This window comes from Paenibacillus sp. PvP094, from assembly GCF_040546835.1.
Taxonomy (GTDB): domain Bacteria; phylum Bacillota; class Bacilli; order Paenibacillales; family Paenibacillaceae; genus Paenibacillus; species Paenibacillus illinoisensis.
Genome location: NZ_JBEPOM010000001.1, coordinates 4,658,566 through 4,676,341, shown reverse-complemented (window position 1 = coordinate 4,676,341; position 17,776 = coordinate 4,658,566). Strand labels below are relative to the sequence as shown.

At 46.5% G+C, this 17,776-nt stretch carries 10 protein-coding genes; 2 read left to right on the top strand and 8 right to left on the bottom strand.

Annotated features, from left to right (window positions below; all coding sequences use genetic code 11):
* Positions 1 to 84: 84 nt before the first annotated feature.
* The 4 genes from ABIC22_RS21540 to pdxS all read right to left on the bottom strand — a co-directional run bounded on the left by ABIC22_RS21540 (position 85) and on the right by pdxS (position 7,417).
* Entirely contained in the window at positions 85 to 2,355 is a 2,271-nt protein-coding gene (locus tag ABIC22_RS21540) for a beta-glucosidase (protein WP_354483633.1), read from the bottom strand.
* Between the two features lie 19 nt (positions 2,356 to 2,374).
* A complete protein-coding gene (locus tag ABIC22_RS21535; RefSeq protein ID WP_354483631.1) occupies positions 2,375 to 3,607 on the bottom strand; it encodes a PTS sugar transporter subunit IIC in 1,233 nt (410 codons plus the stop codon).
* Positions 3,608 to 3,809: 202 nt separating this feature from the next.
* Positions 3,810 to 6,323, bottom strand: coding sequence for a GH39 family glycosyl hydrolase (locus ABIC22_RS21530; protein WP_354483629.1), 2,514 nt, complete (start codon positions 6,321 to 6,323; stop codon positions 3,810 to 3,812).
* Positions 6,324 to 6,532: 209 nt separating this feature from the next.
* Positions 6,533 to 7,417, bottom strand: a complete 885-nt coding sequence (gene pdxS, locus ABIC22_RS21525; protein WP_212676968.1) for a pyridoxal 5'-phosphate synthase lyase subunit PdxS — start codon at positions 7,415 to 7,417, stop codon at positions 6,533 to 6,535.
* Between the two features lie 213 nt (positions 7,418 to 7,630).
* On the opposite strand from pdxS, the gene pdxR reads away from it, so the two are divergent.
* A complete protein-coding gene (gene pdxR / locus ABIC22_RS21520; RefSeq protein ID WP_354483627.1) occupies positions 7,631 to 9,103 on the top strand; it encodes a MocR-like pyridoxine biosynthesis transcription factor PdxR in 1,473 nt (490 codons plus the stop codon).
* Between the two features lie 185 nt (positions 9,104 to 9,288).
* Here pdxR and ABIC22_RS21515 read toward each other — a convergent pair whose 3' ends face one another.
* The 3 genes from ABIC22_RS21515 to ABIC22_RS21505 all read right to left on the bottom strand — a co-directional run bounded on the left by ABIC22_RS21515 (position 9,289) and on the right by ABIC22_RS21505 (position 14,529).
* Positions 9,289 to 10,557, bottom strand: a complete 1,269-nt coding sequence (locus ABIC22_RS21515; RefSeq protein ID WP_336781918.1) for a cytosine deaminase — start codon at positions 10,555 to 10,557, stop codon at positions 9,289 to 9,291.
* Positions 10,526 to 11,803 (bottom strand): cytosine permease, encoded by a 1,278-nt coding sequence (gene codB, locus ABIC22_RS21510; protein ID WP_127536787.1) that lies wholly within the window; start codon positions 11,801 to 11,803, stop codon positions 10,526 to 10,528. Before codB ends, ABIC22_RS21515 begins: the two co-directional genes overlap by 32 nt.
* A 473-nt stretch (positions 11,804 to 12,276) precedes the next feature.
* Positions 12,277 to 14,529 (bottom strand): glycoside hydrolase family 3 N-terminal domain-containing protein, encoded by a 2,253-nt coding sequence (locus ABIC22_RS21505; RefSeq protein ID WP_354483624.1) that lies wholly within the window; start codon positions 14,527 to 14,529, stop codon positions 12,277 to 12,279.
* 183 nt (positions 14,530 to 14,712) lie between these two features.
* On the opposite strand from ABIC22_RS21505, the gene ABIC22_RS21500 reads away from it, so the two are divergent.
* Positions 14,713 to 16,737 (top strand): ATP-dependent DNA helicase, encoded by a 2,025-nt coding sequence (locus tag ABIC22_RS21500; protein WP_483312598.1) that lies wholly within the window; start codon positions 14,713 to 14,715, stop codon positions 16,735 to 16,737.
* A 257-nt stretch (positions 16,738 to 16,994) separates the two neighbouring features.
* Here ABIC22_RS21500 and ABIC22_RS21495 read toward each other — a convergent pair whose 3' ends face one another.
* A complete protein-coding gene (locus tag ABIC22_RS21495; protein ID WP_354483620.1) occupies positions 16,995 to 17,675 on the bottom strand; it encodes a TetR/AcrR family transcriptional regulator in 681 nt (226 codons plus the stop codon).
* Positions 17,676 to 17,776: the final 101 nt, after the last annotated feature.

Below are 17,776 nucleotides of genomic sequence, written 5' to 3'. Positions count from 1 at the left end.
TAAACGGTATGTCCCGGAACGATAGAAAAACCAAGTTCATGTCCTTTTTACGGGATCGAACTTGGTTTTTCTTTACCTTATCTATTATTTCCGTGCCTGGTTAACCTTGGCGATAAGTTCATGAATAATTTCATCAGGCGAACGTTCATCCATCCATTGTTGACCGAACATTTGGAATACTTTGATCATCGGGAAATCTGCCCAGAATCCCACAAACTCCTCATTAAGATATACCTTGTCCGTAACGTGCTCGTTCATTTCATTCAGGCAATGCTCCAATTCCTTTTTCGCTGCAGGATCACTCATCCACTCACTGAGCAGACTGAATTTGTGGAACGTGATTTCTTCCTTACCAAAGTCACAATGCAAACGTTCTGTAATTCGGAGATCTTTGGACGAGCTGCCAAGTGAAATTTGGAAATAGCCGGTCTCTGCCACCCAACGGTTATACTTGGTGTTGTAGTATGCAAAATCTCTCTCTTCCAGTTCAAAAGTAATCTTGCGTTTTTCACCGGGCTCCAGTTCAACTTTGGCAAAAGCTTTCAATTCTTTCTCTGGACGGGTCCATGTGCACTCTTCATCGTGAACATACAATTGAACAACTTCTTTCCCCTTGCGCTTACCGGTATTTTTCAATTGGAAGGACACCGTAACACCGGTATGGGTCTGAGCCACTTCCAGATCCGTATACAAAAACGATGTGTAAGACAATCCGTGTCCAAACGGGAATTGAGGTGCTAGTTCTTTCCGGTCATAATATCGATAACCCACGAAAAGGCCTTCGCGATAATACAGCTTGCCGTTCTCTCCGCGAATTCGCATATGTGAAGGGTTGTCCGACAGTTTGACAGGGAAGGTCTCAGACAGCTTGCCTGATGGGTTCGTCTGTCCGAACAATACATCTGCAATCACTTTACCCATGCCTTGACCCGACAACCACGAATGAATCACCCCAGGTACATGCTGTACCCATGGACGCATCGCCAGTGCGGAGCCGCTGCTCGTCACGACAATGCACTTGGGCTGAACCGCGGCTACCGCGAGAATCAATTTTACCTGATGCTCGGGAAGATCAATGCCTTGCAAATCATGCATCTCTGATTCGGCATATTCCGGTTGGCCAACAAACAGTACAGCAACATCGGAATTCTTGGCTAGTGAGACGCTTTCCTGTATTAGCTCATCATTGATAGAGTCATCCTCCGGGTACCCTTCTGCATAGTTCATGCTCATGGCATCACCAGCCAGATTCTTTATCTCGTCCCATGGAATATCAACTTTTGTAGGCGTTACCTTCGCACTGCCTGCTCCCTGAATTCTCGGTTTTTTGGCAAACCGTCCGATCACGGCAATGGACCCCACCGATTCCGGCTGCAGGGGAAGAATTGCGTTCTCATTTTTCAGAAGCACAATACTTTCGGCCGCCGCTTTACGTGCGAGTGCATGATAGTCCGCATCTGGAGAAGAATTCATGTCTTTTTTGCCCGTTACCCGCTCAACCAGCTTCAAAATACGACCCACGCTTTGATTCAACTGTTCTTCGGACAGGCTTCCGTTCTGAACCGCTTCAATAATCGCTTTGGCATTATAATTGGCGGGACCCGGCATTTCCAGATCAAGCCCGGCCTTCAGTCCGCGTATACGATCATTGACAGCTGTCCAGTCGGATAGGACAACACCTTCATAGCCCCACTCTTCTCTCAAAATGTCATGCAGCAAATGTTCGTTCTCACTCGTATATGTTCCATTCAATAAATTATAGGAACACATGACCGTCCATGGGTCGGATTTCTTAATAATCCGTTCAAAGGCGCTCAGGTAAATTTCGCGAAGCGTCCGCTCGTCGATTTCCGAACTGGTCACCATTTTCTCGAACTCCTGGTTGTTGCCGGCAAAGTGTTTGACAGAAGCGCCTACTCCTTCGCTTTGGATCCCGTTAATAAATGCCGCACCAAGCTCGCCCGTCAAGTATGGGTCTTCCGAGTAGTATTCGAAGTTTCTTCCGCCAAGCGGCGTTCTTTTCATATTTACACCAGGTCCAAGCAGAAGCTCGACGTCCATCGTTTTTGATTCACGTCCCAGTGCCACACCGACTTCATGCAACAATTCTGTATTCCACGATGAACCGATGGCTGAACCCGTAGGGTAACAGGTTGCGGGGACATTTTCCGTTGTAATACCCATTTCTTCATCGCTGTTCGTTTTACGGATGCCGTTTGTCCCATCGTACATATGAACTGGCGGAATGTTTAACCGCTCAATTCCTTTCGTCATCCACATATTCAAGCCTGCGCAGAGTGAAGCTTTCTCGGCCAGCGTCAATTCCGATAACAATTCATTGATTGATTTATCCATAGTACTCACCCTTCTGATATCAATTTTGTTCCTGTTCTTTCTTCAGTTCCTGTGCATCATACAGTTTGAAAAACGGAAACCAGACAATAAATACAATCACCAGGACAACCGCCAGCAAGATAAGCCCATTGAATCCGGACATAATGTAGGTGGACAGGCCGATCGGTGTGTACCATAACTGGAAGATCTGGCTCGGAATTCGTACCCAACCCCAGTCGAGAGCCAAGTAAACAATCACTGGCGTGATAAGTGAGGTAATCCACATCGGCACCATGAGTAATGGATTAAAGGCAATCGGTGCTCCGTACACGACTGGTTCATTAATGTTGAACAAGGACGGGATAATAGTCGCCTTGCCGACAGATTTCAGCTTTTTGGAACGTGCCATCAGGAACCAAACAACTAAAGGCAAGGTCGCACCCATACCACCAATACCAAGCCAGCCGGAGAAAAAGGTTTCAAATGTGTTGATATTGACCGGATCTTGTCCCGCTGCGACAAGAGCTGCATTTTCTTCGATTGCAGGTATCCAGATTGCATACCAGATCGGTGTCATGACCCACGGGCTTACGCCGAAGGAATACAGCACGACGCCGATAAAGTTGAACAATAAAAATCCGGTTAAACTTTGTCCTACGGCATTGATCGGCTCAAATACGTTCACGATCAGGCCAAAAATATCAAAATGAAGCTGATATACAAGCACCCATCCTGTTGTTAATACCAGGGCGATCGGGACGAGAAAATCGAACCAATCCATAATGAATTCGGGAAGTGAAGATCCCTTTTTGAAGAACGAAAATTTGTTGCACAAGATCATGACAAGAGCGACGAATACACCTACCAGAAGTGCTGTAATCATCCCCGAGGGTCCGAATCGTTCAAGGATGAACTGAATGGTACCGTCTTCGTTTACCGTCGGGTTAAGCAGCATGACGAACAGAGATATCCCCGTCATTCCCGCCAGCAGCTTGATTTTGTGTCTTTCTCTTTTTTCCATCACCACATAAGGCGTCAAGAAAGCAATAAACAACCCAAGCAAACCGAAACTGAATGTCGTGATCGGTGTCAGGTCCGGCATACCAGGAATGAAATCCTGCAAAATCGAAATCAATGTAATAATTGAACCGATGAAAATCATCGGAATGGCGACCATGATGGCTTCTTGAATCGAAGAAACCCAAATATTGTTCGTAAACGCCTCCAATCTTGGCGCAAACGAATCTGTCATCCATTTCATGAAACGCTTCATCCAAAACTCCCCCTGTCTTCCTCTTTGCTGCCACAACCATAGTATATCGATTTGTGTGAACGCTTTCTTGTTGGAACTTGCCACTTCATGGTTCGTTTTTTGCCCATTTCTAATCCTACTTTCTAGCTTGCCTGCCTGTACAAGAATTAAACAACAAAAAACATCCCTCCATTGCTGAAAGGATGCCTTAAGGATACTTTTTTTAATATTGTCTATTCAAAATGAGCAGCGTCACGCCATGTGGCGGGAGCAAAATCTCTCTGCGCCAACACTCATCCCTAATTATCTCTGTCCCCATGAAGGGTCCGCTTCTGCCGTTTAGATAAGAGATCTCTTCTTCCGTTAAAGAGTATGGCGATCCCATGCGTGTCCACTCATCAAATACGGAGCCATGATCCCGATCGAGTTGATAACTGGTGCATTTATAAGGCCCTGGAAGCTTGTTAAGCGTGAGTTCAAAAGCTTTGCTGCCCTTCTCCTCAAATACGTCATAACGGGTTGAACAGGATAATTCGGACCAATCTCCACTCGCAAACAACTGATCTACATGCACATAATGATAGAACAGAAATTGCATGCTTCCGTCACTTTTTCGCGTTCCGACATAACCGTCCCCCTTGATTAGCAGCTCATCCCCCAGCTTCTCCATAAGCTCAAATGCATAATAGCTAGGTTTCTTCAGACCATCGCGATTGATCAGCCCAAATCCCCCATAGAAAGGAGAAGTTGGAACGATACTTTCTTCGAATACATCGGTAAAAGACCAAAAAGCCATGGCTTTCACATCACCGAGTGTATTCATCGTGTGATAAATGACGAACGGAGCCATGAACATGGTATCGTGCAGCAAGTTACGGTCATACAGCGAAAAATTCCACTCGGTGACATGGAGTTCAACATGTCCGTACGAAGACGCCTTCATTTTCTTACGAAGAAGATCAATGCTTTCCTTATAGAAAGAAGGCGGCATGATTTGAGTTAATCGATCCTCTTCAACTTTTAGCTTGGGATACTCCGAATAGATATGGAACGAGAAAAAGTCGAGAGCAGCTTCACGTTTCCTGCAATATGATAGAAACTCCTCAGCCCAGGTGTCGTTCCAAAGAGATCCATAACCCATAGCTGGGCCTCCCACTTTCAGATCGGGCAATACCGTTTTGATGGCATGGGCGGTCAATTCGTAAAAAGCGAAATATTCTTCCTTGCTTCCTGCCCAACAAACACCAGCCAGGTCAGGCTCGTTCCATACTTCGAAGTACCACTTCTTCACTTCTTCCGCCCCATAACGATTCAAGCAGTGCCTAATGAATTCACGAACAAGTGCCTGCCACTTGGCGGGGTCGGATGGGGGGCTAATATTCCCCCTCCACCAAAACAACGTTTCCTTGGATCTCGCCAGCTGGCTCGGCATAAAGCTTAATTCCACGAATGGCCGAACTCCCTGATCCAGCAAGAAATCATACAACTTGTCCACATAAGACCAGTTATAGACAGGAGTGCCTTGCTCCGTTTCGCTATATACCATCATCTCATCATTAAATATGCCGTGAAATCGAATGTACTTAAAAGGTACTTTGCCTTTCAAAGCAGACAGCTGCTTCCGCCAATCTTCACGCAAACCTTCGATGGCTCTTCCCGCCGTCATGGTGATATTCCAGTGCTTTTCGTAGATGAACGACGTCTGATCCGCACGAACCTCGATGCTAGTTTGGTCTGACAGATGTGCAGGTGATACAGGGAGCATCTCCTGATCTGCGTCGCCCTTGTGATCCAAATATCGATACAGCGAGCCAATCGCATTCAACGTTTCCATCTCGTAATAATCTCCGCTAGAAGATTCCTCATACGTTTTGGGCTTGCGATTCACATTCAACTGATGAGGTTCCGGTGTACGCGAAGCTTCCCGATAGGAACCGGGCGTGCAGCCGTACTTTTCCTTGAAGTATTTGTTAAACAGCTTCACATTGGCAAATCCGCAATCCAGCGCGATCTCCGAAATATTTTTATCGTTTGCTGCCAGTTGGGCCTGGGATTTCTCCAGGCGAATGAGGGTCAAATACTTTTGGAAAGGTATCCCGATCTTGTCCGTAAAGAAGTGGGAAAAATAATGCAAGCTTAAATGCTCGGAATCTGCCATATCCTGAAGCGTAATCTTCTCATTATAGTGAATATCAATATATGTGAGGACCCTGTTCAGCCTTTTATAGTCATAGTCCCTGCTTCCTTCTTCCAACGTCGGATTCGTTCCATTTGAAAAATACCTCTGCAGGAAGCCGCATAACATCTGTAATCTGCCCATGGTGAAATTTTGATACCCCGGCGTTTTTTTGTTGATCTCCCACACCATTTGCGCAAGATGTTGTTTGATGCTAAGCAGCCGGGGAACGTCCTGCTCCACGTTCAGGGCAGAGTTACAGGAGATAAAAGCATTATTGTTCATCAACTCCGGACCAAACTGCAATGTTAATAACACGTTGTCCTGATTGGTTCGTTCTATCTTGTGGACGGACATGCTGTTTACCACAATGAGATCATCTTCATGCAATGTATACTGCTGCTGATCCAGATACATGTTGATTGAACCATGGAGAACATAGACAACCTCCACTTCCTTATGCCAATGGAAATCGATATGTTTCACTGAGTTCACGAAGAGTTTCATAGGCAGATCGTCGTGATGTTGAATAAACTCATATAGATAGCGAATGGTCTGCACCTTCCTTCATACCGCTTATTATAGACACAGCATTTTGAAGATATCAATGTGCAGGTCAATTTCACGTCCGTTACATTCATTGTCTGTCTTTTGGAACATCCGTACGTTGTTCTTTAAGAATAACAAAAAAGCCGATCAATTATACTCAATTGATCAGCTTTTTTCCTCACTATTCAGACTACCTACTACTTATCGAAGTCCCTTATATCTTACCAACCGCGGTCGGACATGCGCTCATCCGCAGACAGTTTGGAAATCTCGATTCCTTTCATCGGCGCACCCAGGTTTTTGGACACTTCGGCGATCAGTTTGTAATCCGTGTAATGTGTTGTCGCTTCGACAATGGCACGAGCGAATTTCTCAGGGCTATCCGATTTGAAAATACCGGATCCAACGAATACGCCGTCTGCGCCCAAATGCATCATAAGTGCAGCATCTGCCGGAGTGGCTACACCGCCTGCAGCAAAGTTAACAACTGGAAGTTTGCCATTCTCATGTACTTCAAGCAAAAGCTCATAAGATACACCCAGGTTTTTCGCTTCAGCATACAATTCGTCCTTGGACATGTTTTGGGCTTTGCGGATTTGGCTGTTAATCAGACGCATATGGCGAACAGCTTCCACAATATTGCCTGTTCCAGGCTCACCTTTGGTACGAATCATGGATGCGCCTTCACCAATGCGGCGAAGAGCCTCTCCCAGATCTTTGGCTCCACATACAAATGGTACAGTGAACTCATGTTTATCAATATGGAATACTTCGTCTGCAGGTGTCAGTACTTCACTCTCATCGAGATAGTCCACGCCAAGGGATTCAAGCACTTTGGCTTCGATGTAATGACCGATACGCGCTTTGGCCATCACCGGAATGGACACCACTTTCATAACCTCTTCAACGATCGTTGGATCTGCCATGCGAGCTACACCGCCAGCTGCGCGAATATCAGAAGGTACCCGCTCAAGAGCCATAACAGCTGTTGCCCCAGCCGCTTCCGCAATTTTAGCCTGTTCCGCATTCATGACGTCCATGATGACGCCACCTTTTTGCATTTCAGCCATTCCTCTTTTAACACGATCTGTACCTGTTTGCATGATTGTAATCCTCCCAGTTTAACTTTTGATTAATTTCAAAAAGGACATCTTATTTCAACAAAGTAAATGATCTATTTTTCGATGCCACTATTGTTTCCCCTTAAACTATGAATTAGTATAAAATGAGAATGGATACATAAAAAGATCCAATATCACCGGATTTTATTGTACCACTTTGAATGTGTTGAACCACTTTATACTACCATTGGAGGATCTATGCAATTTCATCTAGCGTACAGTTCATATTTGAACCGACAATATACTAAAATGAAGGCTCTCTATCACGCGGTTCGTGATGCTATTCATGATGGTAATCTCGTATACGGCGAAAAGTTACCTTCCACAAGGGAGTTAGCAGCGTCATATCACATTTCCCGAGGAACCGTGAATCAGGTCTATGATACGTTAACTGCCCAAGGTTACCTTCAGTCAGAGCACGGAAGAGGTACCTTTGTTGCTTATCAAGCGGATTTAAGCCATGAGGAGTACCAGGTAAAATCCTGTACTCATCACTTGTCAGCTTGGGGAAACCGTATCCAGCAGCTTGAGCAGCAGCCCCCTCAACAAACGGTACAGGTTCGTGATCATAGCAAAGAGAATAGCGAAATGATCGACTTCAGCAAATATCAGCCGGATCTTTCCAAGTTCCCTTACGATGAATGGAATAATCGATTGTATGCAGAGATACGGCATCGTGAGGAGAACGTTATCCATGCTTCTGCCTCTGTTAGCTCCACAGGAGACCCGAAATTAAGAGAATCCATTGCTGCGTACCTGCGGAGAATGCGGGGTATTCATGTAGATGCGGAGCATATTGCCGTTACTGCAGGTTCAATGCAGGCTATAGCGCTGCTCACTCAGTTGCTCGCAGACCCTGGCGATCATGTCGTGACGGAAAGCCCTTGTTATGTCGGGATTTCTCAAGCCATTATGGCTGCGGGCGCCAAGTTGATTGAAGCCAATCTCGACGGTCAGGGACTGGTTCCCCAAAACTGGGATGCACGTATGTTGTTTGTCACGCCATCGAGGCAATTTCCAACGGGCGAAATGCTTAGTCTTGAACGCAGACAAACCCTGCTGGACTGGGCACATCGCCGGGATGCCATGATTGTCGAGGATGATTACGACAGTGAGTTCCGGTACCGCGGAATGCATGTTGAACCTCTGAAAACACTCGATAAAGAAGGGCGCGTCATTTACCTTGGAAGCTTCACCAAAACATTGCCTTTTGAAGTCCGACTGGGTTATGTGGTCCTCCCTCCCACCCTGGCAGACACCTTTAGAAAAGCTCAGGCTTTATATGAGCCAAGACCTGTCAATCTAATTGAACAGCGGGCGCTCGCAGCATTTATGACAAGCGGTCAGTATGAACGCCATCTGCGCAGGATGAATCGTCTGTACAGCCGCAAGTTCCATATGTTACTCAAACTGTTGAATCAGCAGCTCTCTACATGGTTTGATTGGGTGGAAAATGAAGCGGGTCTGCACGTATTCGGCTGGTGGCGAGGAAAAGCCTCAGCTTATGAAGCCTTTCGGGCATCCGCCAGATCGGAAGGGGTCCACTACTCGGAAGTCAGCAGCTCAACATCGGATGGCATAAAGGTTGGTATTTATTTATCATTTGCCCATTTGTCAGATGCACAAATACAGGAAGGTGTAGCGAGATTACAAAAAGCTGTAATGGACTAGCCCCATAATGAGGCATTTTGTCTCTTTAATAACAGTAAAAAAATCCCCTCATGTGTGGCAGGAAGAATTCACGATTACGTGTGATTTCTGATTGATCCTGTCACCACGAGGGGATTTTTTGATTAATGCTAGGCATTGCTTAATGTATAATGTGCCTATTTCCTATTTCATTACATTCTCATTGCTTATTTGTTAAATGTTACCTTCTCCAAACCGTCTTCAAGAATGATCGACGTATCCCGTGGTTTCGTTTCCGCGATTTTGCGGCCGCCTCTGAATGAGTAGAGCACGCCAGCTTGTTTACGGATGGCTTCATATTCATTCTCTGCTTCCAGAACGATGAAGTTGGCCGGCTTGCCTTCTTCAATGCCGTACACATCCTCGATGTGGAGCGTTCTTGCGCTGTTTTTGGTAATCAGGTCAATGGAATTCACGATCTGATCGTAACCAAGCAGCTGCGAAGCATGGATACCCATATGCAGCACCTGAAGCATGTTACCCGTACCGAGTGGATACCATGGATCGAAGATGTCATCGTGACCGAAGCACACGTTCAGACCTGCTTCCTGCAGCTCTTTGACACGAGTCAGTCCTCTTCTTTTCGGATACGTGTCGAAGCGTCCCTGCAGGTGGATGTTAACCAGCGGGTTGGATACGAAGTTCAGGTCAGCCATTTTCAGCAATCTGAACAGCTTGTACGTATATGCATCATTGTATGACCCCATTGCCGTCGTATGACTCGCTGTCGTACGGGAACCCAGTCCACGTTCGTAGGCTTCCTTGGCAACGACTTCTACAAAACGGGATTGCTCATCATCGATTTCATCACAGTGAATGTCGATTAGACGGTCATATTTCTCAGCAAGGTCAAATGCAACCTTCATTGAATCGACGCCGTATTCTCGCGTGAATTCGAAGTGGGGAATGCCTCCCACGACGTCAACGCCCATTTTCAGCGATTCTTCAAGCAGTTCCACACCGTTGGGATAGGAATGAATACCTTCCTGCGGGAAAGCGACAAGCTGGATGTCAATGTAAGGCGCCATCTCTTCTTTTACTTCAAGCATCGCTTTAACTGCCGTCAGGCTTGGATCCGTTACGTCCACATGTGTACGCACATGCTGGATGCCCTGCGCCATTTGCCATTTCAGCGCCGTTTTGGAACGTGTTTTAACGTCTTCATGCGTCAGAAATGCTTTGCGTTCGGACCACCGCTGAATGCCTTCGAACAGCGTACCGCTCAAATTCCATTCCGGCTCACCTGCCGTTAACGTTGTATCCAGATGAATATGAGGCTCAATGAACGGTGGCAGTACAAGCGAACCGCCTACGTCGATAACTTCCTCATTCGCAGTAGCAGCTGGCTCCTGCGTGATTTGTTCGAATTTTCCGTCCTTTACGACGATATTCCATAGACCGTCTTTACCCCGCAATTTCGCGTTCTGTATAATCATTCATTTTCCCCTTTTCTTTAGATTCTTTCGCAGAAACGATCAACATGAGTACAATGTAAGCCACCGCTGTACCAAGAAGTGCATTTAATGGCGTTACTCCTGGTGCCAATTGGGCGAATGCCACGCCGATCGCCCAAGCGACCATCGCTATCCAGTTTACCGTTTTGAAAGTCATCTCGGCAAATGGTTTATAATTTCTGCGCTTCACGAAGAAGTAGTCTGCAATGATGATGGCTCCGATGGACGGTACGGCTGCGCCGAGTACATTCAGGAAACCAACGAAGTTGTTATACATCCACATCGCAAAGATGGTACCCACGATGCCGTTGACAACGACGAAGAATTTTTTCGAAATTTTAGTGATGTTGGCAAAACCAAGTCCCGAAGCATACAGAGCATTGTCGTTTGTTGTCCAGATATTCAATCCCAGAACGATGATCGCAGGAATGATCAACCCTTGCAGGAACATGACTTCCGAAATGTCTGCCAGGTTATAGGCCATGGCGCCGACTGCACCGAACAGGAACATGAGCGAGTTGCCCAGGAAGAATGCAATGACTGTTGCGGTAACTGCCTGGCGTGACGTACGGGAGAACCGGGCAAAGTCTGGCGTTAACGTACCCCCGCTGATAAATGATCCGATACAAATGGTTAGTGCTGCTGCTGCAGTGAGCGACTGTGCCGGCGTGTAATCAAACAATCCTTGCAGGCCACCAAGCGTGTCTGCGCCTTGGAACATGGAGTAACTCCCGAGAATGGCAATGGCCGGAACCGCGATATAACCCAAAATAACAAGCGACTTCATACCGAAGATTGCAGATGCCGTCATGGCGAGACCAAACACAAAGATTAACAGGTACACATTCCAATCCATCGCTTTGGCCACGGGAATCGCGAACATCGCTACGCCGACACCGAACCATCCAACCTGCGTGAAGCCGAGCAGGAACGAAGGCAGATACGACCCTTTCTCACCGAATGCATATTTGGCCAGCAAATGTGTGGACAAGCCTGTCTTCGCCGCGATATGTGCCAGTGCTCCCGTATAGATCCCGAGCACCAAATTACCCGCAAGCACGATACCAATGAACTCCATAAACGTTAAGCTGACACCAAGCGTCCCTCCTGCCAGCATGCTTGCCGAGAAGAATGTGAAACCCAGCATAACGGACAACGTCTTCCAAAAATGGTTTCTCTGCGTTTTTGGCACTGCCTGCCATGAAAATTCTTGATCTTGTTTGCTCATCAGAATACCCCCAACTTAAAGTGTCCTGATACCAAAAAGCAGAAAAAAGAGGCTACTCGTCAGGTCATAACTGACAAGTAGCCTCTTTTTTGCATCATAACCCGCGCGAAGACGCAGAGCATCCCTGAACGGAATATGCCCTATTTCACGCGTGATTATAAAAATCCGCTGCCCTTGCCAGCCTCTCTGGACTGAATTAAAGGTACCAGTATTCAATTACATTCTATTATTTTGGAAAATGACACATATGTCAATGTCATTATTATCCAAACACGATAAAACAGCTATGTAGTCCACTTTTCTTCTTCGCAATGCTTCATACACGAATATGATGAATGGACGGACCATTTGGTTTATTACAAAAATATCAATTAATTTTTTCCACTGGTGAATCCAAAGATTAAAATCAAAAGACGGACTCCGTATGCTGGAATCCGTCTTTTGATTATTTTTTTGAATATTTTCAATATGTTTTAATTCGTTTTCACTGGCAACTTGCCGGTAGCTTCTTGATGGCCAAGCAGCACGTTGATTCCGGCTTCTGTATTGGGCTCCTGTTTGCCATAAACAGCAAGTCCTGAGCGAATGTTCTTCAGATATATCGTTTCATAAGGGTTGCCGAGTGACAACAGCGTGTAGCGTTGATTTCGAGTGTTCATCTCATTGATTAAGGCTTGATAAGCGCTCCATCCAAATTGGCTGGCTACGTTACGGAACTGGTAGGAAGCCAGGATGACATAATCGGCTTTGGCAACCGTATCTTTCGTTTGTGCTTGTCCAATTAGGGCAATTTCCGTCTTTAACGACAGGTTATTTGAAACCTGCTTCAACTGTCTCTCAAGCTGCTTGGCTTGCTCTTCTTCCACTGCAACAATTACGACCCGATCTCCTCGTTGGAATGAATCCGGATGCATACCGTCACGGCTGGCCAACAGGGTCACGGCTCGCTCTGCAATTTCCCGCTCCACCTCGCGATGTCCCTGTGAACCGATAACATTGTTAAGCCCGGCTAGCTTAGACGTAAGGCTTTCACTGCGTTCAAACAAGCCATACTTCGCTTTCAGCTCCAAAATACGCTCGACTGAAGCATGGATGGTTTCCATCGGAATCGTTCCGTTCTTCACCGCGTTCACCAGTGTTTGATGAGCAGCAGCAGAATCCTGCGGCATTAGGATGATATCCACACCTGCGTTGACCGCCCGTTCTACCGCTTGGTCTTCGCCAAAATGCTCCGCTATCCCATCCATAGTGAACGCATCTGAAATGATGATCCCCTCATATCCCAGCTCTTCCCGAAGCAGACCATTCAATACCTTTTTGGATAACGTGGCAGGAACAGGCACGCGTTGTCCGTCTTTAAGCGATGTGACCTGTTCGCTGTCTATGGCAGGAAAAGCAATGTGTGCAGTCATGATCATCTCCACCCCGTTTTCGATTGCCGCCTGAAAAGGTTTCAGCTCCACCGCATCGAGCCGCTCGCGGTTATGCGTCAGGACCGGCAATCCGAGATGGGAGTCCACCATCGTGTCCCCGTGTCCTGGAAAATGTTTAACTGCCGCAACCACGCCCGATTGATGCAGCCCTGTTATCGTTGCGAGACCAAGTCTGGTAACCAAATCTGCATCTGAACTGAATGAACGCATACCGATGATCGGATTGTCCGGATTGCTGTTAATATCGAGTACTGGCGCAAAGTTGATGTTCAGCCCCAGTGCTTTCAGCTCTTCTCCTGTCAGTTGTCCGGCCGCTTCGGCCAGGGCCGAATCTCCGGTTGCGCCTAGAGCCATTTGACCCGGCAAATTGGTGCCGCCAGGGATTCGCTTAATAACGCCTCCCTCCTGGTCAATGCCAAGAAACATCGGAATGTCCCCTGCTTCCATTTGAAGATTGTGCGTAAATGTTGTGACCTGCCGAGTGTCTACAATATTTTTATCGAACAGGATTAATCCGCCCAGATCCTGATTATCGATACTGCTTTTCAACCCTTCATTAACGGTCGTGGTCACTTTACCATTCCACTGCCGAATGTCAGGCATAAGCATCTGACCGACCTGCTCACTCACGGTCATATAAGAAATGAGCTTGTCCCAATCCTGTGCCTGAATGGCTGCCTGGCGTTCAAACTGAATTAATCGTGACATAAATACGGCATATTCTGCTCGCGTAACCGTTTGATTCGGACGATAGGTGCCATCTGAATATCCGCCGACCAAACCATTGGAGCTCATGACGAGAATGGGCGCTGCTGCCCAATGATTTTCCGTATCGGACCAATTGGCGGTTTGCTTGCCTTCCGATAGAGAATATGCGCGTGTTAAGAAAGCTGCAGTTTCAGCGCGGTTTAGCGGTGCATCCGGACGGAAGGAGCCGTCCGGGAATCCGCTGGCAAGTCCATTTTTAGAAGCTATCGCAATTTCTTTATTAAAGGCGTGTGTCTTTGGAACATCCGAGTAAGTCGTACCTTCAGCGGGCTTCTCAAGCTGTTCCGGATATAGCTCCCGCACCAGGAAGGTGACAGCTTGGGCCCTTGTGACAAGCCCTGCGGGTTTAAATTTCCCATCTCCGTACCCTGCGACGGTTCCCCGCTTCGCCATGTACTCAATACCGTCTTCTGCCCACTTCGAATATTGTAGGTCGTTAAAGCGCTCTTCCGCTGCTGCATTTCCCGCCCATATGAGCATAGAGCCGAGAACGGCGCCGAATATGCCTATCATTTTTAGCTGCATTTGTTTCACTCCTGTTGCTGTTCTATGTAAGATAAATAGACGCTATTGATATCCGTTTAGTTGCGTTTTATAGCCATGGACTTAATCATCGCTTATGTACACTTGACTGTAAATGACTCATCTAAGATAATTAGGGTTTCACTAAAAATAGACGAAGAGGAAGATTTTACATTGGGAAGTGAGGTGATTGTTTTGAACTGGTTAAATGAACTCTCTAAATCACAGAAACGCAAACCGAAAAAGGACCTCGAACGCTCGCTTGTGGAAGGCATCTTTCGGGTGTATGACCGTTTTCCCCGAATGGGTCTTCGCGAGCGGATTGGGCAGCAGGATATGTCTCTGGATATAACGGATGCCTATGTTAACGGGCGTAATGCCATGATTGAAGCTGGCGTGGGTATCGGGAAGTCTTTTGGATATCTCATCCCCAGTCTGCTCATTAATCAGGTTTCACAACAGCCCATTATTATCGCCACATCCTCCATTCAGCTTTCGGAACAGATACATAAGGATCTTCGCGTCATCGGCAGCCGGCTCGGCTTCACTACAGTTCGCTCTGTCGTAGGGAAAGGCATGGGCCAGTATGCTTGCCGAAACAGGGCTGCGGAGTTGTTCAAGCCAGATGATCCCAATTCCCCCTTGTCCACCCTTGCTCAGCGAGTAATCAATTATGAAATTGATGAAAGAGCAGACATCCAAGGTGGAATTAGTGATACCGAATGGTCTAACGTGTCCGTAAATGATTGCCAATTCGAACGATGTCATCATAAAAATGGATGCATGTTTTACGAAATGCGAGCCAAAATTAATGCAAGGCCAAGCGAGATTGATTTTATAATTGTGAATCAGGACCTGCTTATCCGGGATCTGATGAAGAAAAAAGAAGGAACACGGGGCATCATTACAGAAAGACCAGCTCTAATCATTATTGATGAAGCTCATAATCTGGAGGCCAAAGTTAGAGACGCAAGGACGCTGGAGTTCACATTAAGAGGCATCTGCCGTACACTGGACGACACGGTGCAATTGCTCATGAAGCAGTCTATGGACAAGACTCTCCTTTCCCAATCCAAATTTATCAAAAGATGTGCTCAGCATATTTTCAAACAAATCGACGCTGACCTGCTCCGAGAGGCCAAACAGGATAGTGACCGTATCCAGATTTCTGAGATGCAAGTCATACCATTTCGCCAAGTCTCCCAACATTTGAAGGACCTTAGTCTTCGCTTATCGGTTCTGACCTCACGCAACGAGCGGGAGATTGACGAAGTTTATGAAGCTATGAACGGGCTTATATCTCTTATGGATGTCTTGGCTAACACAGAGGAAAATCATCTTAGTTGGGCAAGTAGGACACTTCGGGCAACCACGATCAGCATCTGTCCCAAAGATATAAGCCAGTTTCTGAAACATACGTTATTTAACGGTAAGACGTCTGTAATTCTTACGTCGGCCACGATGTGTCAAGGCGGAGATACGCTGGAGGAACAATATTCTTATTTAACACAATCGCTTGGTTACAGGGGCGATTATATGGACCGCAAACCCTCTCCATTTGATTACACGAACCATGCCATGATGTACATCTCGAACAAGGTTCCAACCTATCATTACGATCAGCGCGAGCTGTATCTTGAAGCAGCCTACCACGAAATGATTCAACTCTGTAATCTAACCCAAGGTAGAACATTAGTCCTTTTTTCTGCCAAGGAAGACATGAAGTATGTTCATCAGAAGTTGATCTCAGATAAGAGTCAATATCCATGGGCGGTACATGTTCAGAAGGAGGGATCTTCCCAAGATGGGGTAATCGCTGAATTCCGGGGAAGTAAAGGTGTGCTGCTTAGTACAGGCGTTTTCTGGGAAGGTGTAAATATCGAGGGTCCTGACCTGTCACAAGTCATTGTTTTTCGTCTGCCCTTCCCTGTTCCGTCCGATCCCATCTATGAGTATAAGGCCACTTTATCGGACAATTCGTTCATGGACGTGTTTGTACCGGACATGCTTCTTCGTTTACGGCAAGGAACGGGACGATTGATTCGCAGCGAAACGGACCTTGGCGTGCTCAGCATCCTTGACTCTCGTCTTAGCGCAGCAGCCAGGAAGAATTACCGGGAACAGGTGCTGGAAACTTTGCCTTTTAAGAAGGTGACAGAGGATTTTTCGGTACTGAAGAAATTTGTCCACGAAAAGGGCATTAAACGGTAAGGTTGAAATGGGATACTACTGTTGACGATTGGTTGCAGACACTCATTAAAGAGTCGAATTATGGGCGTTCAACATAAAAAAAGCTGATACGGTCTTATCACCCGCATCAGCTTTTTCAGTTTACAATCCAACAAGGAAATGTACCTTGGCAGTCACTTCTCTAATATAGACTGTCTCTATTTCGTTGCACGTTATGCGCAGCGCATCGTGAGGTCTGCCGGGGCAACTTCATCCCCAGATGAGCAGTGAATATCGATTTACTTCTCATGCTCCTTGATAACCTGCTCAATCCCCATCAGAATCAACTTCAAACCAAATTCAAAAGCCTGATCGGTCCCCATTACCTCAAAAAGTCCGCTTTTGTACATTCCTCGGAATAGTCCCGCTTCTGCCTCAGTCATGGAGTCCAGAAGTTCGTTCATCTGCCCGCCCGGAGCCACTCCCTCATCCTCCAGCATCACGGTGATATTACGCTGATGTTGATAATCATCCAAAACGAAATAGAACACATAGTTTGTAAGCGTTATAACGGCTTGCAATTTCTGCTCTTGCTCAAGTGGGGTCGATTCGACGCAAAGCAACATACGGTTGGTGAATCGGATCATGTCAGGTTCATGGGGCAGCGTCATCATCATGAGCTGCGTCGAGCAGGGGTAACGACTCAACACACTTCGAATGGTTTTGGCTAATTCCTCCAACTGCTCTTTCCAATTCCCCTCCGAATTGAAATCCTCCAGAATGATTTTCGATATCTGGTTAGCCAGACGTTGATAGAGATTCTGCTTGCTCTTGAAATACCAGTAAATAGATGGTGCCTGAATCCCCAAACGATCGGCTAATCGTCTCATGCTGAATTTCTCGATGCCCTCTTCCCCCAGAAGTTCCCACGAGGCTTCCAATATTTTATCTTCCGAAATTTGTGGCTGTTGTTTTTTCATTTATATCCGCCCTTTATCTAACAGTGTAAGTTTTACTTTACAGGTTCATACACTCATGATATCATCTTACACTGTAAGGCACAAACTAACACTGTTAGATT

Coding starts and splice junctions, on each gene's coding strand:
- ABIC22_RS21540 (WP_354483633.1), bottom strand. CDS start 2,355: ATGGATAAATCAATCAATGAATTGTTATCGGAATTGACGCTGGCCGAG.
- ABIC22_RS21535 (WP_354483631.1), bottom strand. CDS start 3,607: ATGAAGCGTTTCATGAAATGGATGACAGATTCGTTTGCGCCAAGATTG.
- pdxR (WP_354483627.1), top strand. CDS start 7,631: ATGCAATTTCATCTAGCGTACAGTTCATATTTGAACCGACAATATACT.
- ABIC22_RS21515 (WP_336781918.1), bottom strand. CDS start 10,557: ATGATTATACAGAACGCGAAATTGCGGGGTAAAGACGGTCTATGGAAT.
- codB (WP_127536787.1), bottom strand. CDS start 11,803: ATGAGCAAACAAGATCAAGAATTTTCATGGCAGGCAGTGCCAAAAACG.
- ABIC22_RS21505 (WP_354483624.1), bottom strand. CDS start 14,529: ATGCAGCTAAAAATGATAGGCATATTCGGCGCCGTTCTCGGCTCTATG.
- ABIC22_RS21495 (WP_354483620.1), bottom strand. CDS start 17,675: ATGAAAAAACAACAGCCACAAATTTCGGAAGATAAAATATTGGAAGCC.